The sequence below is a fragment of the Paraburkholderia lebeckiae genome, from assembly GCF_014201005.1.
Lineage (GTDB): Bacteria > Pseudomonadota > Gammaproteobacteria > Burkholderiales > Burkholderiaceae > Paraburkholderia > Paraburkholderia tuberum.
This window is the reverse complement of sequence record NZ_JACHDK010000045.1, coordinates 1-17,627: the sequence shown is the minus strand read 5'-3', so window position 1 is coordinate 17,627 and position 17,627 is coordinate 1. Positions and strand designations below refer to the sequence as shown.

Here is a 17,627-nt window from a genome sequence, read left to right as displayed (position 1 = left end):
GGTACAGCAGCAGCGCAACGCGCTGGCCACCTTCCAGGCGGCCGTGCCGGCGCTGCAACAGCAGCTCGACACCAACATCCATGCGCTTGCGGTGCCGGCGGGCACCGCACCTGAACAGTTCACGGTCAGCGATGCCGCGCTTGCCGACATCCCGATTACCGTTCTTCGACAGCTACGGCATACCGCTCTCATGCGTACTGACAGATCAGGGCACACTTTTCGTGGGACCTGGTCATCCCAAGTTCCCGAAATGTGATTACATCCCGTATTTTTGGGTGCGCCAGACCAGAATGATTAGCGCGCGGTCAAGAGGCATCGCTGCGAAGCCGGCCAAGGTAGCCAAAGAAAAAACGTTCTTCAGTAAGGCCGACACACCGATGAGACCACGCTGTTGTTCAGAAAGAACCGAAGAAGTGGTGACCAACGATTGACTGTTGTTTTTGACACGTTTTCAATTCGCTCTCTCCATCATCTAGATGACTAATGCGACCGATAGATCATCTGCAACGGATGCCGGTTGTTCTAACCAGAAGCTATCCTTAGCAAGCTTCGAAAGCGAATGACGAAAATGATACTTTGCGCCCGGCGAATAGTCTCATGGTACGCAACCCCGGAACGATGAAATTCTTTGCGAAGGAGGCTATGGTTCGAGGTAGGTTTGTTGGCGTGACCCTTCCCAGCCTTCGACGCCGTAACACCAGACAATCATTTGAGACCCTCAGACCTGCTGCAGTTTCGCGGAAGTAATCCGCCTCTTCTGTATCCGTCGGCACGCCTTGGTGACCTGACGCTTTCGAGCGCATTTCAGCCCATATTCAGCCTGTCGCATCGTCGCTCAATTGGATATGAGGCGTTGCTCCGGGTACGCGACCCTACTGGAAAGGACGTTCATCCGCTTGCAGTATTGGGCCGCACCAGTAGGCTCCCAACGCGTCCACCCTGGGGCGAAGGAAGTCCGATGGCGAAGCGAGCTGTCCTCCCACCATAATATCGCTGCCCATCTGCTCGCCCTGAGCGTTTAACAGGAAGCAGCGTTCAGCACCCTCCAGGCGCAGAAAGTCTTCTGAAGGCCGGCTGCCCCGCGCAAACTCTTCAGACATCATGATGGCTCGCGCTTCCCCGTTTTCCCAAAAGCACGTAAAAATACGTCCGTGCCGCGGCGGGCACGCTCCTTGATTTCCCTATCGCTTGCGGGCTTCACAACTCCGAATGCCATGCGCGCTTGCAGATCACCTGCCCACAGGCTCACCAGGTCTTGAGCCGCCAACTCCGGCGAGTCGACGATCAGTTCGTTGCCCGCCTCGGCCGCGCTGATGATGCCGGCGTGCGCCATGCCAGAAACATGGTCGTTGACGATGATCTTCAGGAATGCGGCGCCGATGGCAGACAGCCGTTCCCGTAAGGGTAAATTTTCGGAACTCGCGGGCGGCAGTACCCGGAGCATCCGGTCTGAAACGTCACTCACGACTGCCTCGAATAACGCCTCCTTGTCCGAGAAATGGCTATAGACCGTCATCTTTGACACCCCCGCCTCTGCGGCGACGGCCTCCATGGTTACGGTGTCGTAGCGCTGCCCGGAGAACAGCCTCGTTGCCGCTTCCACAATGGACGTGTGCTTGGCGGCATCTTTCGGGCGACCGACGCGGCTCTCTGGCGAACATTTCTGCACGTAATAATTCCTCCTTGCAATTTCTGTACTTTATAGTCTAGCATATCGCTTGCTGTACTAATGGGTATAGAAACACATGCGCACGTCAAAGACTACCAAAAACATTCATCCGAAGTACAACGGCCGCCCATCGGTAGCGCAGGGGCGAGCCGCTCCGCTTGCGTCTCTCTCGTTGGCCGCACTTCTGGCATTCGAGACTATGCTCGCGGGTTGCACGGTTGGACCGAATTACACCGCTCCGTCCACGCCCACTGTGTCGAAGTTTACGGAGAAGCCAGTTCCCGCGCGCACTGTTTCCGCCGACACGACCGCGGGCACCGCGCAAACCCTCGTCGAGGGGCGCGACATTCAGGGTGACTGGTGGGCGCTGTTCCATTCGCCGCAGATCAACGCGCTGGTCGAGCGCGCGCTCAAGGCCAATCCCACGCTTGCCGCCGCTCAGGCGACGTTGCGCGAGGCGCGCGAGAACACCCGTGCGGAGCAGGGCAGTTTTTTCCCGCAAATCAGCGCGAGCACATCGGCCGAGCGCGAGCGCAACTCACTGGTGAGCCCGGTGCCGAAGACATACAACGTCATAAGCGGATCGCTCAGCGTGTCGTACACGCTCGATGCATTCGGCGGCGTTCGCCGGCAAGTCGAGCAACTGAATGCCCAAGCCGAGTACGAGCGCTACGAACTGGAGGCGACCGAACTGACGCTGATCGCGAACGTCGTCAATGCGGCCATCAACGAGGCTTCGTTGCAGGCGCAGATTGATACGACACACGAGATCATCCGTGCGTATACTGCCGCGCTCGACGTTACGCGCTACCGCTTCGAGGCCGGCGGCGTAAGCCAGGTGGACGTGCTGCAGCAGCAGTCGCTGCTGGATGCGCAGATCGCCACGCTGCCCGGTTTGCAGAAGCAGCTCGAGCAGCAGCGCAATCAACTCGCGGTGTACCTGGGCGGCCTGCCGACCGACTACACCGGGTTTACGCTGGATCTCGCCAGCCTCGTGCTGCCGGAGGAACTGCCGGTGTCGCTGCCGTCGAGTCTGGTTGCGCAGCGCCCCGACATCCAGGCGTACGGCGCCTTGCTGCATTCGGCGACGGCGAACGTCGGCATCGCGGTGGCAAACATGTTGCCGCAGATTTCGCTGACCGGCAGTTATGGACGCGATGGCAGCAGCTACTCAAACCTTTTCAATCCCGCAGGCATTGTGTGGAGCCTCGCGGGTAGCCTCACCCAGCCGGTCTTCGAGGGCGGCACACTCAAGGCGAAGAAGCGCGCCGCCGATGCTGCGGTCGATGTCGCCGCCGCCCAGTACAGCAGCACGGTCAACTCGGCGTTTCAGGACGTGGCCAATGCGCTCGTCGCCATCCATCGGGATGCCGAAACGCTTGCTGCGAACCTCGAGACGCAGAAAACAGCTGCTGCGAGCCTCAGGGTCGCCCAGGCGCAGTACCGCGCGGGCGGCGGGACCTACCTCAATGTGCTGAGCGCCGAGCAATCCGATCAGAGCGCGCGCCTCAACCTGATTTCCTCTCAAGCCACTCGCTATACCGATACCGTCGCGCTCTTCCAGGCGCTGGGCGGTGGCTGGTGGCATCGAAACGATGTCGATCCCAAAGTTGCGCAATGTTGCGGAGCATTTTAAATCATGACCACTGTTGACACCGCCAATACCCCGCCTGAATGGCAGAGGCCGCCCCGAACCCTGCTTCGCCTGTTTCTGATGCTTCTGGTAGTGGGACTGGTCGCCGCCGCGCTGATTGGTTTCCACCTGTTCAAGGGGCACATCCTGAAGCAGGTCACGACCGGCATCCAGTCGCAACAGGCAACCGTGTCGACAACATCCGCTGTCTTGCAGCCGTGGCAGCCGACGCTCACGGGCGTCGGATCGCTGCGAGCGTCGACGGGTGCGGATCTTTCGCTGGAAACGAGCGGCGTGGTCGATGAAATCGACTTCGAGTCCGGCCGCGACGTCAAGCAAGGGACCGTGCTGCTCCGCCTGCGTCCGAACGACGATCCCGCCAAGCTCGCGCAACTGCAGGCCACTGCCGATCTGTACGAGATCACCTACAAGCGCGACCTGCAGCAACTTGCGGCGCAGGGCGTGGCGCAGTCGACCGTGGATACAGATCTCAGCAACCTGAAGTCGGCGCGCGCGCAGGTCGCGGCGCAACAGGCGCTGATGAACGAGAAGGTCGTCCGCGCGCCGTTTTCGGGACGTCTGGGCGTGCGTCAGGTCGATGTGGGTCAATACCTGGCAGCCGGCACGACGGTTGTCACGTTGCAGGCACTCGACCCGATGTTGCTCGACTTCTATCTGCCGCAGCAGGTGCGTGGGCAGATCAGCGTGGGACAGACCGTATCGGTGAGCGTTGATGCGTATCCCGGCAAGACGTTCACTGGCACGGTCACGTCGATGAATTCGAAGGTCGACACCTCGAGCCGCATGCTGCAGATACGCGCGTCGTTTGCGAACCCCGACGGTGCGCTGCTGCCTGGCATGTTCGCTACCGCCAGCGTGGCGAGCGGCGCGGAGCAATCGCTCGTGACGATTCCGCAGACGGCGGTGACGTACAACCCATATGGCAGCCTCGTCTACGTGGTCCACGAGCGCAAGGACGCGCAGGGCAGGCCGCAGGCGAGTGTCCACCAGCAGTTCGTGACGACCGGCGCGACGCGCGGCGATCAGGCCAGCATCCTGAAGGGACTGAAGGCCGGCGACGTGGTGGTGACGGCGGGGCAACTCAAGCTGCACAACGACGCATTGGTGCAGATCGACAACAGCGTGAAGCTGCCCAACGACGCCGCGCCCGTCCCGCAAGATCACTGAACAGGACGGCTCATGAAATTTACCGACATCTTTATCCGCCGGCCTGTACTGGCGTGCGTGGTCAGCCTGATGATCCTTGTGCTCGGCTACAAGGCGTTCACCTCGCTGCCGGTTCTCGAGTACCCGAAAACCGAAAACGCGGTGGTGACCGTGACCACGACGTACTACGGTGCCGATCCGCAGACCGTGGAGGGTTTTGTTACCACGCCGCTGGAAAACGCCATCGCGCAGGCGAACGGGATCGATTACCTGTCGTCGAAGAGCGTCGCCGGCACCAGCACGATCACCGCGAACCTCGTGCTCAACTTCGACCCTGACAAAGCGATCACCGAGATCAACGCCAAGATCAACTCGGTGCTCAACCAGTTGCCGAGCGGCGTGCAGCAGCCGGCCATCACGGTCGAGATCGGACAGTCGCTGGACGCATTGATTATCGGCTTTTCGAGCGATGAACTCAGGCCCAACCAGATCACCGACTACCTCGTGCGCAACGTGCAGCCGCGTCTGCAGGCAGTGCAAGGCGTGCAGACGGCCGAACTGCTGGGACCCCAGAATTTTGCGCTGCGCGCGTGGCTCGATCCGCAGAAGCTCGCGGGGTACGGCCTTACCGCGACCGATGTCACTAACGCGCTTTCCTCGAACAGCGTGATCGCGGGACTGGGAACCACCAAAGGGCAGATGGTGCAGTTCAACCTCACCGCATCGACGGATCTGCATTCGGTGCAGCAGTTCCGCGATCTCGTGATCAAGCAGGTCAATGGCGGCATCATCAGGCTGAAGGATGTGGCCAACGTCACGCTCGGCTCGGACGACTATGAATCCGGCGTTTCGTATAACGGCCAGAAGGGCGTGTACGTGGGGATCAAGTTGGTGCCCGGGGCGAGCCTGCTCGATGTGATCAAGGGCGTGAAGGCTGTGTTGCCCGACATTCAGAAGGCACTGCCGGCGGGATTGCGCGGTTCGGTCATCTACGACTCCACGGTATTCGTTGACAGTTCGATTCGTGAGGTCAAGAACGCGTTGATCGAGACGGTGGTGATCGTCACGCTGGTGGTGTTTGCCTTCCTCGGCGCGCCGCGCTCCGTGCTGATTCCGGTCATCGCGATTCCGTTGTCACTGGTGGGCACCTTCGGCGTGATGCTCGCGCTAGGCTTCTCGATCAACCTGCTGACCTTGCTCGCGCTAGTACTGGCGATCGGGCTGGTGGTCGATGACGCGATCATTGTGGTCGAGAGCGTGAGCAGTCATCTCGAAGCGGGCATGCGACCACGCGATGCCGCGATCAAGGCCGCGCGCGACCTCGCCAGCCCTATCATCGCGATGACTATCGTCCTGATCGCCGTCTATGTGCCGATCGGTTTTCAGGGTGGACTGACCGGCGCATTATTCACCGAGTTCGCGTTCACGCTGGTTGGCGCGGTGACCATGTCAGCGGTCGTTTCTCTGACGCTGTCGCCGATGATGTGCGGCCAGTTCTTGAAGCCGCACAATGAGAGCGGCCGTTTTGTCACGCGCATTGTCGAGACGATCGATCATGTTTTCGGTTCGCTGCGGCGTGGCTATGAACGGCTGCTGCGCAACAGTTTGCGGACGGTCCCGGTGACGCTATTGTTTACCGGGCTGGTAATTTCGAGCATCTATTTCCTCTACACCAGTGCCGACAGCGAACTCGCACCGCAAGAGGATCAAGGGGTCGTCATTCTGCAGCCGACTTCCGCGCCGGACGCGACGCTACAGCAAAAGGAGGCGTTCGGCCGTCAGGTCGCCGACATCCTGGCCAGCGTTCCCGAGGCCGCGCAGACGTTCCAGGTCGAGAGCACATCACAGTCGATTGCCGGTGTGACGTTCAAGCCGTGGGATGAGCGTCATCGTACTGCGACGGATATCCAGCGCGATCTGCAGAACCAGGTCAACAAGGTGGCAGGTCAGAAGATCGCCGCGTTTCAGCAGCCTTCGCTGCCTGGTTCGCAAGGCTTGCCGATCCAGTTCGTGCTCAAGTCGACACAGCCGCTGGATAAGCTGAATGTAGAGGCTCAGAAATTCTTCTCGCAGGCCGCCGCCAGTGGCATGTTTCTATTTATCGATAGCGACCTCAAGGTCGACCAGCCGCAGAAAGTGTTCGATATCGACCGCGACAAGGCCTCACAACTCGGCTTGACGATGCAGCAGGTCGGCACGGCGCTGGGAGGTCTGTTAGGGGGCGGTTATACGAATTACTTCAGTCTCGATTCCCGCTCCTACAAGGTCATTGCCCAGGTGCAGCAGCGCTCGCGCCTGACGCCCGACCAGGTCATGAATTACCAGGTCGCGACTGTGAATGACGTGCCCGTGCCGTTATCGTCGATCGCCCATGTGCGGACCGAAACCGTGCCTGAAACTATCAATCATTTCCAGCAGGTGAACTCGGCGACGATCTCCGGCGTGCCCGCGCTCGGCGTCTCGCAGGACGCCGCGCTGAGGTCGCTGCAGGCGCTTGCGGCGCGTACGCTGCCGGCGGACGTGTCGATCGACTATGCCGGCCCTTCACGTCAACTCGTGCAGGAATCGAGCGGATTTGTGGGCACCTTTGTTCTTGCGCTGATCATCATCTACCTGAGTCTCGCGGCGTTGTTCGAGAGCTTCCGCGACCCGTTGGTGATCCTTGTTTCGATCCCGATGTCGGTAGCGGGTGCGCTCGTGTTCATCAGCCTTGGGCTGGGAGGGGCGTCGCTGAATACCTACACGGAGGTCGGGCTGGTGACACTGATGGGGCTGATCAGCAAGCACGGCATTCTGATTGTGGAAGTCGCGAATGCGGCGCAGCACGAGGGCATGTCGAAACTCGAAGCCATCGTCCATGCGGCGGGGAACCGCTTGCGGCCGATCCTGATGACTACCGCGGCGATGGTGCTCGGCGTCGTGCCATTGATTCTGTCCTCAGGTGCGGGTGCGGCGTCGCGCTTCAACATGGGGCTGGTGATCGGCAGCGGGTTGTCGATAGGCACGCTGTTTACGCTGTTCGTGGTGCCAGCGGTTTATCTCGCGTTCGCTGCTCGACATGCAAAGGAGTCGACCGAGTCAAGGATGCAGACGGCGGAGATGGTCTAGTCTCTGCTCGACCTCGGCGGTGAAGCGGCCGCTTCTTAGATGGTACCGCCCGATGCGAAGGCATACGGCGCGGAGCGCTCACCGTCCACCAACACAAGGGTGTTTCTCTCGCTCATGCCGCGCAGGGCGATACCCGGCAGGGCGAGGCGTTCTGGCCCGAGATGGCCGGGGCATGGACGGCAAGCGGACTCGGCGTTCGACGTTTCTGTCGTGAGCATTGGATTGCGAAGACTGGGCGGGAAAATGGGTCACTTCGGCGCCATTCCAAAAAAATCGACCCTTCCGGTCGATCGCCGACGTGTCAGTCGAACTTGAGCAGACATTCATTATGGACCACCTCGAAACGCTGCGGATTTTTTGCACCGTCGCCGAAATGCAGAGCTTCACGCACGCCGCAAATAAGCTCGGCGTCTCGACGTCAATCGTCTCGCGCGCGATAACGGGGCTCGAAACCAGGCTCGGCGTACGTCTTTTTCAGCGCACGACCCGACACCTCGCACTCACTGAAGCCGGGGACGAGTTTCACGCCGGCTGCTCGCGCGTGGTGGCTGAACTGGACCTGCTCGAAGCCGGTACCGGGCTGCGCGCACGGGAGCCTGCGGGGGTACTGCGGCTCGTCGCCCACACCACCGCGGCGGTGCTAGAGTTGCCACCGCTGATCGCCGGGTTCCGTGCCCGGTACCCAGCCGTGCAGCTCGAATTGACGCTGGCGGAACGGCCAGTCGACCTGATCAAGGAAGCCTTTGATCTCGGCATCGTGCTGCCGTTCATGCTGACGAGCGAGCTCACGATCACCCGTGCGTTGTGCCGCCTGCCCCTCGCCGTGGTGGGCTCGCCCAGCTACCTGCAGGGGCGCCAGCTACCGCAAAGGCCCAACGATCTCGCCGCATTCCGCTTCATCACAATACTCGCCTCGATCAGCGAACCACAACTGCGATTCCAGCGCGGTGGCGAACAGTTTGCCGTGCCACTGGAACACGACGTTTCGACCAACAACGCCGCGTTGAACAAGGAACTGGTGGTGAGCGGTGCTGGTCTCGGCGCGTTGCCTCTTACGATGGTCGGCAAGGAGCTGGACGATGGCCGGCTGGTACAGCTGCTGCCCGACTTCGAGGTCGTGAGCGCGCAGGCTGAGCTGAGGCTCGCATATCGGGACCGGAGCCTGATGACGGCGAAGGTCCGGGCGTTCATCGACTACGCGACGTCGTACTTCGACGCGCGCGCGGCTCAGATGGGCCACGCGCAGCAGCGGCCGAAGACGGTGGCCGCCGGCAGTGACAGGCCGTCCTGATTGCCAGATGCTCATGCAAACCTTCCCTGCTCTCGTCGTCTGCGAGCATTGTGACAGCGTGTACCGCCGCCGCGCGCTGGCCACGCGCGAGGTGGCGCGCTGCGGGCAATGTTCGGCCGTCCTCTATCGCGCGAGCCAGCTCGATGTCGATCGGTGGCTCGCGCTAACCGTCGCCGCAGCCATCGTCTTCGTGATCGCTAACGTCTGCCCGGTGATCCGAATTTCCCTGCAGGGCCTGCACAGCGAGACGACGCTCTGGCAGTCTGCGGCAGCGCTGGCACACGGCGCGGTCGCACCGATTGCGCTCGCCACTGCGATGATGATCGTCGTGGTGCCACTTCTGCAGATCGCGCTGCTCGGCTGGGTGCTGGCATTTGCCCGCGCCGCACGCCGGGCGCCGGGTTTCGCGTGGAGCATGAGGCTGCTTGCGATGCTGCGCCCTTGGAGCATCGTCGAGGTCGGCGTACTTGGCATGCTCGTAGCCGTCATCAAACTTTCCAGCTTCGTGCAGGTGGCAGCCGGTCCCGGCATCTGGGCCACGGCAACGCTCATGGTGCTAATCACCATCATCGCCAGTCGCGATGTCCACCTGCTGTGGGAATGGACCGACGCGGAGACAGCATGAAGCCACCTCCTCGCGCGGGACAGCTCGGCCTGATTGCCTGCCATGGATGCGGACTGGTTTGCGCACATATTCCGCGCCTGAGCGGAGACGCCCAATGCCCGCGCTGCGGACTAGCGCTGCATCGGCGCCGCCCGGACAGCATCGCATGGTCGTGGGCGTTCCTGATCGCTTCCCTGATTTTCTACGTCCCCGCCAACGTGCTGCCGGTAATGCACACGAGCCTTCTGGGACACGGCAGCGACAGCACGATTCTCTACGGCGTCGTGGAGTTCTGGAAAGCAGGGTCCTGGGGCATTGCGTCGGTGATCTTTATTGCAAGCGTAGTCGTGCCGTGCGCCAAGTTCCTGATCCTCAGCATGCTGCTCGTTACCACCCAGCGGCGCAGTCGCTGGGCAATGAGCGAGCGTGCCCGTTTGTACCGGCTCGTCGAAGCGGTCGGCTACTGGTCGATGCTCGACGTGATGGTGGTGGCAATCGTCTGCGCGTTAGTCCGCTTCCATGCGCTGTCCGACAGCGAACCGCGCATCGGCATTCTTTTCTTCGGCCTCGCGGTGATCCTCACCATGCTCTGCGCCATCAATTTCGACCCCCGACTCATCTGGGACGCTGAGTAAACATGAATCCTGTATCAAACAAGCCGCTACCCGAACCTCTCGATCCTGTCGTCACGCATAGCCGCTGGCGGGTATCGCCCGTCTGGCTCGTGCCGCTCGTCGCCGCGCTGATCGGGCTGTCGATGGTGATCCACGCGTGGCTCTCGGCGGGACCGGAAATCGCCATCTCGTTCAGGACCGCTGCGGGGCTGGAGGCCGGCAAGACCCCTGTCAAATACAAGGACGTGACGGTCGGAACCGTATCGACGGTCGCGCTCAGCGACGATGGCTCACACGTGGTCGCCTCGGTTTCGCTTGCCAGGAGCGCGCGGAGCCTGGCGCGCGCGGACAGCCGCTTCTGGGTCGTCCGGCCTCGTTTGGGCATGACCGGTGTCTCGGGTATGGACACGCTGCTGTCCGGCGCCTATATCGGCGTGGACACCGGCACTTCGGAGGTCGCGCGCACAGCGTTCACGGGGCTGGAGACGCCTCCCGCCGTCATCAGTGGGACGCCGGGAAAGAGTTTCACGATTCATGCGGACGACCTCGGTTCGCTCGACATCGGCTCGCCCGTTTACTACCGGCGCATTCAGGTCGGCCGCGTCGCGTCGTATCGGCTCGACGCCGATGGCCACGGCGTCAGCGTACAGATCTTCGTCGATTCACCGTATCACCGGTTTGTCACGGCGGATACCCACTTCTGGAATGCGAGCGGGGTCGACCTCTCGCTGGGGGCCGACGGTTTCAAGCTCAAGACGCAATCCGTGGCCGCGATCGTTGGCGGCGGAATTGCGTTCGCCACGCCCGTCGGTAGCACCGCCGCCGGCCTAGGCGGCAGCCAGTTCATTCTGGCGAAAGACGAAGATACGGCGATGGCGCCGCCAGACGGTCCGGCCCAGTACATCGAGTTGCGCTTCGCACAGTCGCTGCGCGGCCTGTCCATGGGCGCTCCCGTGGTGTTTTCGGGAATCAACTTCGGACGCGTGGTTTCCATGAAACTCGATTACGACCCGGCCACGCAGCGTTTTCCCATGATCGTCGGCATCGAGGTCTATCCGCAGCGGCTTGGACCGGCGCTCGACAAGCTGCCCAGAATAAATGGCGATATTGAAAAGGCAGCGCATTTCCTGTCCACCATGGTCGCGCACGGTCTGCGCGGACAGGCGCGCTCCGGCAATCTGCTGACCGGACAGCTCTATATTTCGCTCGAGTTCGTACCGAACGCCCCGAAGGTCTCATACGACGCCGATGCGCGACCGCTTACGCTGCCGACCACGAGCGGCGGCTTCGACCAGTTGCAGGAGCAGGTGGCGAGCATCGTGGGCAAGATCGACAAAATGCCGCTCGACTCCATCGCACGCCATCTCGACACGGGTCTGGCGGACCTGGGCAGCACCCTGAAGCAGATCAACGGCCAGGTGCTGCCGGCGACCACGCAAACCCTGGAGCAGGCTCGCCAGACCTTCGGCGCCGCGCAGGGCATGCTGGCCGAAGACGGGCCGCTCCAGGAGAACCTGGGCCAGACGCTGCAGGAAGTGCAGCGCACTGCCCGCTCGCTGCGCACGCTCACTGATCTGCTCGGCCGCCATCCGGAAGCGCTGCTGCGCGGCCATGCAGCGGATCAGTCAGCCGTGGCCCCGGTCACCGCGGCCAGCCCCTCTGCTTCACAGGAGTCCAAACAATGAGTTTTTCAGCCCGCGCCAGCCTGCGCGCAGTCACGTTCACCGTCGCGCTGGCCCTGAGCGCCTGCGCGTCCGCGCCGGTGCACTACTACACGCTGGTTTCCCCGGCAGCACAGCCCGCTTCGGCCCAGCCAGCCGCGCCGTTCGCGATCGACGTGCTGCCAGTGGGCGTTCCCGCCGAGCTCGACCAGCAGGCGATGGTCGTACGGCAGGGCGACAGCGGCGTTGCGGTGCTCGACGACGAGCGCTGGGTCGCCCCGCTGGGCGATCAACTGCGCGCCGCGCTATCCACCGAACTGGTGCGCCGCCTGGGCACCCAGGATGTGGCCGGTCTCGCCCGGCCGATCAATCAACCGCTGCTGGGCATCCGGCTGCAGATCCGGCGCCTCGACGCGTGGCCGGGGCACGCGGTGCAGCTCGAGGCTGACTGGAGCCTCGGTTTCGCGCAAGACCCCAACGGTGTCCGCCTGAGCTGCCATACGCAGCTGCAGCAGGCGGCGCCGGGTGGTTACGCGGACCTGGTGCGCGCGCAGCAACTCGCCATTGCGAGCCTGGCCGGCCGCATCACGGAGGATGCGCGAGGCTGGGCGCAGTCGCGACAGCATGGCTGCACGCCACAGGCCTGAGCCATCACACGCCATACGCAATTACGTGCCCTTGCCGGGTCCACCATCATGCGCAAAGTACCGAACTTCGTCTTTCGTCTCGCCCTGCTGGTGACAAAGAAGCCCCCCGGGCAGGCTGAAGGCCGTCAAGCGACGGTATGCTGCTCGACCGCACTGCCCTTCGTACGCCAATCAGCGAGCCAATGCGACAGACGGTCAAACCACAGGTGCACGACCGGCGTCGTGAACAACGTCAGCATTTGCGAAACAATCAGTCCGCCTACAATCGCTATGCCGAGCGGCACGCGCAATTCGGCACCGGCGCCGTGCCCTAGCGCAAGCGGCAGTGCGCCGAACAGAGCGGCGAGCGTTGTCATCATGATTGGACGGAAGCGCAGCACACAGGCCTGCCGGATCGCTTCTCGCGGCGACATACCCTGCTCGCGCTCGGCCACCAGCGCGAAGTCGATCATCATGATCGCGTTCTTCTTGACGATACCAATCAGCAGGATGATGCCAATCATGCCCATGATCGACAGATCCTGACCGCACAGCATCAACGCGAGCAACGCACCCACACCCGCCGAGGGCAGCGTCGAAATGATGGTGAGCGGATGAATCGCGCTCTCGTACAGGATGCCGAGAATCAGATAGACCACCACGAGCGCCGCGGCGATCAGATACGGCTCACTCGCGAGCGACGCCTGGAACGCCTGCGCAGTGCCCTGAAACGAGCCCGTCAAACTATCTGGCTTGCCTGCCGCGACTTCGGCCTGGCGAATCGCCGCCACCGCGTTGCCAAGCGACTGACCCGCCGCCAGATTGAATGAGATCGTCACGGCCGGGAACAAGCCCTGGTGATTCACCGAGATCGGCGACACATTGTTTTCGATCCTGGCGAGCGTGTCGAGCGGCACCAGTTCGTTCGTGAGCGGCGAACGCACGTAGAGATGCGCCAGTGCATCCGTCGTCAATTGAAAGTGCGGATCGACTTCCTCGACGACGTGGTACTGATTCAGCTGCGTGAAGAGCGTCGCAATCTGCCGCTGGCCGAATGCATCGTAAAGCGTGTCGTCGATGGCTTGCGCCGTGATGCCGAAACGCGAAGCGGTGCTGCGATCGATCACGAGTGTCGCGCTGGTAGCGGCGGCCTGCTGGTCGGACGTGACGTCGGCCAATTGCGGCAGCTTCGACAGGCGATCGGTCAGTACGCCCGCCCAGTGATTCAACTCGTTGATGTCAGGGTCCTGCAACGTGTACTGATACTGCGCGGCGCTGATACGGCCGCCCACCTGAATATCCTGCCGGACCTGCATCGACAACGAGATGCCCATGACCTTCGCCAACTGCGGCTTTAAACGATTGAGCACCTGCGCAGCACTGTCCTTGCGCTGAGCGAACGGTTTCAGGTTGATCATGACGCGCCCCTGGCTCACGGTCGGGTTAGGACCCATCCAGTAGTAAACGTTGTCGACGGCGGGGTCGGCCTCGATGATATGGCCCACCTGCTGCATCTTCTGCGACATCGAGCGGGGCGAAATATCCGGCGCGGCCTGGGCGACGCCCATGATCAGACCGGAGTCCTCCTGCGGGAAAAATCCCTTGGGGATCGCGACGAACAACGCGCCGGTGGCGACGATCGTCGCCACCGTGACAGCCAGCATCAGCTTCTGGCGGTCCAGCACCCAATCGAGGCCGCGCTCGTAGCGCCGCTCTACTGCGCTAAAGACGGCTTCGAGCCATGCTTCGAGCCCGCGCATCCGGCCGCCGCCATCCGGCTCAGGCAAACGGATCAGCCAGCCGCACAGCATCGGCGTGACGCTCAGCGATACCAGCGCCGACATCACTATCGCGGCGCTCACCGTCACTGCGAATTCGCGGAACAGCCGGCCGACGATGCCGCCCATCAGCAGGATCGGGATGAACACGGCGATCAGCGAGATGGTCATCGAAATGATCGTGAAGCGCACTTCCATCGCGCCAAGCAAGGCTGCCTTCATTCTCGGCACGCCGTCTTCGATATGCCGCATGACGTTTTCGATCACGACGATCGCATCGTCCACCACGAAGCCTACCGCGATGGTCAAGCCCATCAGCGACAGATTGTCGAGGCTATAGCCGAGCAGATACATGACGCCGAACGTGGCGACCAGCGAAAGCGGAATCGTCAGGCTCGGAATGATGGTCGCCCATACGTTGCGCAGGAACGAGAAGATCACCATGACGACGAGCGCGATCGTCAGCATCAGCGTGAACTGCACGTCGTGCACCGACGCGTTGATGGTTTGCGTGCGGTCGCCCACCACATGCAAATGCGCGGCCGCGGGCAGCATTGCTTCAAGCGCGGGCAGCTTCGCCGTGATGTTGGCGATCGTCTGCACGACGTTGTAGCCCGGCTGCTTGTGAATGTCGAGAATGATCGCGCGGTCGTGCTGAAGCCATGCGGCTTGCTGATTGTCTTCGGCGGCGTTCAGCACCGTGCCGAGATCGGACACGCGAATCGGCGCGCCGTTCTTGTACGCGACCACCAGATCGCGATACTGCGAGGCGGTCGTGATCTGGTCGGTCGCGTTGAAGATCACCGAGCGATCCGGACCGTTCAGGCTGCCCTTCGGTGCATTGACCGTCTGCACGCCGACGATCGAGCGCACGTCTTCCAGCGTCAGGCCACGCGCGGTGAGCTTGTCGGGGTCGAGCTGAATACGCACTGCGGGCCGCTGCTGGCCGTGGAAATCAACCAGACCGACGCCGGGCATCTGCGAGATCTGTTGCGCGAGATAGTCTTCGGCGTAGCTGTCGAGTTGCGTGAGCGTGAGCGATGGCGACGTCAGCGCCAGTGACAGCAACGTGAAGTCGGCCGGATTGACTTTCTGATAGGTCGGCGGGTTCGGCAGGTTCTTCGGCAACGTGCCGCCGGCTGCGTTGATCGCGGTCTGCACATCCTGCGCCGCGCCATTGATGTCGCGCGAGAGATCGAATTGCACGGCAATGCTGGTGTTGCCGAGCGAGCTCGACGACGTCATCTGCGTCACGCCCGCAATCAGCGAAAGTTGCCGCTCCAGTGGTGTCGCCACCGAGGTCGCCATGGTTTCCGCGCTCGCGCCGGGCAACTTGGCGACAATCTGAATGGTCGGAAAATCGACCTGCGGCAGCGGCGCGACCGGCAGCAGAAAATACGCCACCGCGCCGACCAGCAGCACTGCGATCGCCAGAAAACTCGTCGCGATGCGCCGCTTGATGAACAGTTCCATGAGGCTCATGACGGAATATCCTGATCAGTCTGGCTGCCTGCCAGATTCGCGTTGGGCGGCGCTTCGGAACTGGCGGGAACCGTGGTCGCCGTCACATGCACGCCCGGGTTCAAGCGGCTTTGGCCATCGAACACGACGAGATCCGCGGGCGCGATGCCACTGCGTATCTCCGTCATGCCATCGACGGTGATACCGGTTTGCACCGGGCGCATCTGCGCGGTGCCGTTCGCGGCGATCAAATAGAGCTGCGTGCCGTTCTGCGAGTTCACCACCGCGCGGCTCGGCACCGCGAGCCGCTGCGTATCGGTGCGCACCAGCACGCGCGCATTCACCAGCTCGCCGGGCCACAGCTTGCGGTCCTGGTTGGTGAACGAAGCCTTGAGCCTGATCTGGCCGGTCGTAGGATCGACCGTGCTGTCGATGAACACCAGCGTGCCGTCGGCGAGCGGCGTGCTGCCGGAACGCGTGGTCACGTTCACCGCCAGCGGCGCTTTCGCCTGATTCGCGAGCAGTTCAGGCAGCACGTCCTGCGGCACGGAGAACAGCACGGTGATCGGCTCCATCTGCGTGACGGTGACGATGCCGGTGGTGTCGGTCGGATGGACGATCGCGCCGATATCGGCCTCGCGTGCGCCGACGCGTCCGGTGAACGGCGCGCTCAACGTGGTGAAGCTCAATTGCAGCCGGTCGCTTTGCACCAGCGCGGCGTCCGCAGCGACCGTCGCGGAGAGCGCTTCGACTTGCGCCTTCGCGGTGTCCACCGCCTGAGTCGTCGCCGCGCCGATGCCGACCAGTTGCGAGTAGCGCGCGAGATCGAGCCGCGCGTTATCGAGCGATGCCTGGTCTTTGCGCTGCGCCGCTTCCGCTTGATGCAACTGGGCAGTGAGCGGTCCCTGATCGAGTTGCGCCAGCAACTGGCCGGCTTTGACGTCCTGTCCTTCAGTGAAGGCGACGCGCTGCAATTGCCCGTCGACACGTACTTTGACGTCCACGGTATTGAGCGCGAGCACCGTGCCCACCGCGGCGACGCGAATCGGAAAGTCGCGGCTCACCGGATGACCGGCGTTGACCGGCACGGCGGTCGCCGCCTTGACCGCCGGGTGCCGCGGCCAGAACCACACCGCCAACATCGCGACAACGACGACGAATGCCAGGATGAGCGGCGCGCGGCCGCGTCCGCGGGGCGCCTCGTGGTTCGGAAGGTGTGCAGATTTCATGAGCGGGATGACGTAGAGGTGGAGGCGGTGCTGCTATCGCTATCGTCGGTCACGCCGAAGCCGCCGCCGAACGCGCGAAACAGGCTCACGGACGCTTGCAGGCGCGCGAGCCGCGCCTGCACCAGCGTGTCTTCGGACTGATACAGCGTGCGTTGCGTATCGAGCACGGTCAGAAAGTCGACGGTGCCGAGCTTGTACTGGGCTTGCGCGAGCGTAGCGGCTTTGCGGGCGGCGTCGGCGGCGTTCTGGTCAGCGACTTCCGCGAGCTGCTGCTGTTGCGCCGCCGTGAGCGAGTCCTCCACGTCCTGCAGCGCGGTTATGACGGCTTGCCGGTAATCCGCGACGCCCTTCGCTTCGGCCGCCTGGCTCGCGTGCAACTGGCCACGCAGCGCGCCGCCATCGAAGATTGGCGCCGCCAGCGAGGTGGCGAGACTGGCGAACGGGCTCGACAGGAAATGCGACAGCGACTTGCTGCTCAGCCCGCCGTCCGCGGTCAGTACGATGTTCGGCAGAAAGGCCGCGCGCGCCGCGCCGACACTCTGATTCGCCGACCGCAGCTGCGCTTCCTTCGAACGGATGTCGGGGCGCGTTTCCAGCAGGCTCGCGGGCAGATTCGGGCGCGGTTGGGGAATCGGGATGTCGGCGAGCGCGGCGTCGCTGACCGTGAATTGTTCAGGTGCGGTGCCCGCCAGCACCGCAAGCGCATGGATGTTGGTGTCGAGCTGCTGTTGCAGCGCCGGCACGGCCGCCTGGAAGGTGGCCAGCGCGTTGCGCTGCTGCTGTACC

12 protein-coding genes and 2 pseudogenes are annotated in these 17,627 nt (G+C 62.8%); 10 read left to right on the top strand and 4 right to left on the bottom strand.

The features are described from left to right. Positions 1-256 (top strand): annotated as a pseudogene (locus HDG39_RS33780) (hypothetical protein); the annotation flags it as partial. 525 nt (positions 257-781) lie between these two features. Next, positions 782-922 (top strand): annotated as a pseudogene (locus HDG39_RS35515) (EAL domain-containing protein); the annotation flags it as partial. 177 nt (positions 923-1,099) lie between these two features. Here HDG39_RS35515 and HDG39_RS35760 read toward each other — a convergent pair. Beyond that, complete coding sequence (locus HDG39_RS35760; protein WP_184012513.1) at positions 1,100-1,669, bottom strand: TetR/AcrR family transcriptional regulator; 570 nt, start codon at positions 1,667-1,669, stop codon at positions 1,100-1,102. A 76-nt stretch (positions 1,670-1,745) separates the two neighbouring features. Here HDG39_RS35760 and HDG39_RS33765 point away from each other — a divergent pair, with 76 nt between their 5' ends. The 8 genes from HDG39_RS33765 to HDG39_RS33730 all read left to right on the top strand — a co-directional run bounded on the left by HDG39_RS33765 (position 1,746) and on the right by HDG39_RS33730 (position 12,394). After that, complete coding sequence (locus tag HDG39_RS33765) at positions 1,746-3,305, top strand: efflux transporter outer membrane subunit (RefSeq protein ID WP_311668039.1); 1,560 nt, start codon at positions 1,746-1,748, stop codon at positions 3,303-3,305. Positions 3,306-3,308: 3 nt separating this feature from the next. Further along, the gene (locus HDG39_RS33760) at positions 3,309-4,490 is read left to right on the top strand and encodes an efflux RND transporter periplasmic adaptor subunit (RefSeq protein WP_260328447.1); all 1,182 of its coding nucleotides are present in this window, start codon (positions 3,309-3,311) and stop codon (positions 4,488-4,490) included. A 12-nt stretch (positions 4,491-4,502) separates the two neighbouring features. Continuing rightward, a complete protein-coding gene (locus HDG39_RS33755) occupies positions 4,503-7,577 on the top strand; it encodes an efflux RND transporter permease subunit (protein WP_184012511.1) in 3,075 nt (1,024 codons plus the stop codon). 298 nt (positions 7,578-7,875) lie between these two features. Beyond that, the gene (locus HDG39_RS33750; RefSeq protein WP_311668036.1) at positions 7,876-8,868 is read left to right on the top strand and encodes a LysR family transcriptional regulator; all 993 of its coding nucleotides are present in this window, start codon (positions 7,876-7,878) and stop codon (positions 8,866-8,868) included. Positions 8,869-8,875: 7 nt separating this feature from the next. Further along, on the top strand, positions 8,876-9,493 hold the full coding sequence (locus tag HDG39_RS33745) for a paraquat-inducible protein A (protein ID WP_221305964.1): 618 nt from the start codon (positions 8,876-8,878) through the stop codon (positions 9,491-9,493). Further along, complete coding sequence (locus tag HDG39_RS33740) at positions 9,490-10,107, top strand: paraquat-inducible protein A (RefSeq protein ID WP_184012509.1); 618 nt, start codon at positions 9,490-9,492, stop codon at positions 10,105-10,107. The genes HDG39_RS33745 and HDG39_RS33740 overlap by 4 nt, the downstream gene beginning before the upstream one ends. Positions 10,108-10,109: 2 nt before the next feature. Continuing rightward, complete coding sequence (locus tag HDG39_RS33735; RefSeq protein ID WP_184012507.1) at positions 10,110-11,771, top strand: PqiB family protein; 1,662 nt, start codon at positions 10,110-10,112, stop codon at positions 11,769-11,771. Further along, positions 11,768-12,394, top strand: coding sequence for a PqiC family protein (locus tag HDG39_RS33730; RefSeq protein ID WP_184012505.1), 627 nt, complete (start codon positions 11,768-11,770; stop codon positions 12,392-12,394). The genes HDG39_RS33735 and HDG39_RS33730 overlap by 4 nt, the downstream gene beginning before the upstream one ends. A 125-nt stretch (positions 12,395-12,519) precedes the next feature. On the opposite strand, the gene HDG39_RS33725 is transcribed toward HDG39_RS33730, so the two are convergent. The 3 genes from HDG39_RS33725 to HDG39_RS33715 form a co-directional block, all read right to left on the bottom strand. Continuing rightward, on the bottom strand, positions 12,520-15,633 hold the full coding sequence (locus tag HDG39_RS33725; RefSeq protein ID WP_184012503.1) for an efflux RND transporter permease subunit: 3,114 nt from the start codon (positions 15,631-15,633) through the stop codon (positions 12,520-12,522). Then, the gene (locus HDG39_RS33720; protein WP_184012501.1) at positions 15,630-16,841 is read right to left on the bottom strand and encodes an efflux RND transporter periplasmic adaptor subunit; all 1,212 of its coding nucleotides are present in this window, start codon (positions 16,839-16,841) and stop codon (positions 15,630-15,632) included. The genes HDG39_RS33725 and HDG39_RS33720 overlap by 4 nt, the downstream gene beginning before the upstream one ends. Then, positions 16,838-17,627: TolC family protein (locus tag HDG39_RS33715; RefSeq protein ID WP_184012499.1), on the bottom strand; the 790-nt coding region annotated here is incomplete at its 5' end. The genes HDG39_RS33720 and HDG39_RS33715, both read right to left, overlap by 4 nt.

What these genes read in the sequence shown, in the direction of transcription:
- HDG39_RS33735 (WP_184012507.1), top strand. Translation starts at nt 10,110, where the DNA reads ATGAATCCTGTATCAAACAAGCCGCTACCCGAACCTCTCGATCCTGTC.
- HDG39_RS33730 (WP_184012505.1), top strand. Translation starts at nt 11,768, where the DNA reads ATGAGTTTTTCAGCCCGCGCCAGCCTGCGCGCAGTCACGTTCACCGTC.
- HDG39_RS33760 (WP_260328447.1), top strand. Translation starts at nt 3,309, where the DNA reads ATGACCACTGTTGACACCGCCAATACCCCGCCTGAATGGCAGAGGCCG.
- HDG39_RS33755 (WP_184012511.1), top strand. Translation starts at nt 4,503, where the DNA reads ATGAAATTTACCGACATCTTTATCCGCCGGCCTGTACTGGCGTGCGTG.
- HDG39_RS33740 (WP_184012509.1), top strand. Translation starts at nt 9,490, where the DNA reads ATGAAGCCACCTCCTCGCGCGGGACAGCTCGGCCTGATTGCCTGCCAT.
- HDG39_RS33765 (WP_311668039.1), top strand. Translation starts at nt 1,746, where the DNA reads ATGCGCACGTCAAAGACTACCAAAAACATTCATCCGAAGTACAACGGC.
- HDG39_RS33745 (WP_221305964.1), top strand. Translation starts at nt 8,876, where the DNA reads ATGCTCATGCAAACCTTCCCTGCTCTCGTCGTCTGCGAGCATTGTGAC.
- HDG39_RS33720 (WP_184012501.1), bottom strand. Translation starts at nt 16,841, where the DNA reads ATGAAATCTGCACACCTTCCGAACCACGAGGCGCCCCGCGGACGCGGC.
- HDG39_RS33725 (WP_184012503.1), bottom strand. Translation starts at nt 15,633, where the DNA reads ATGAGCCTCATGGAACTGTTCATCAAGCGGCGCATCGCGACGAGTTTT.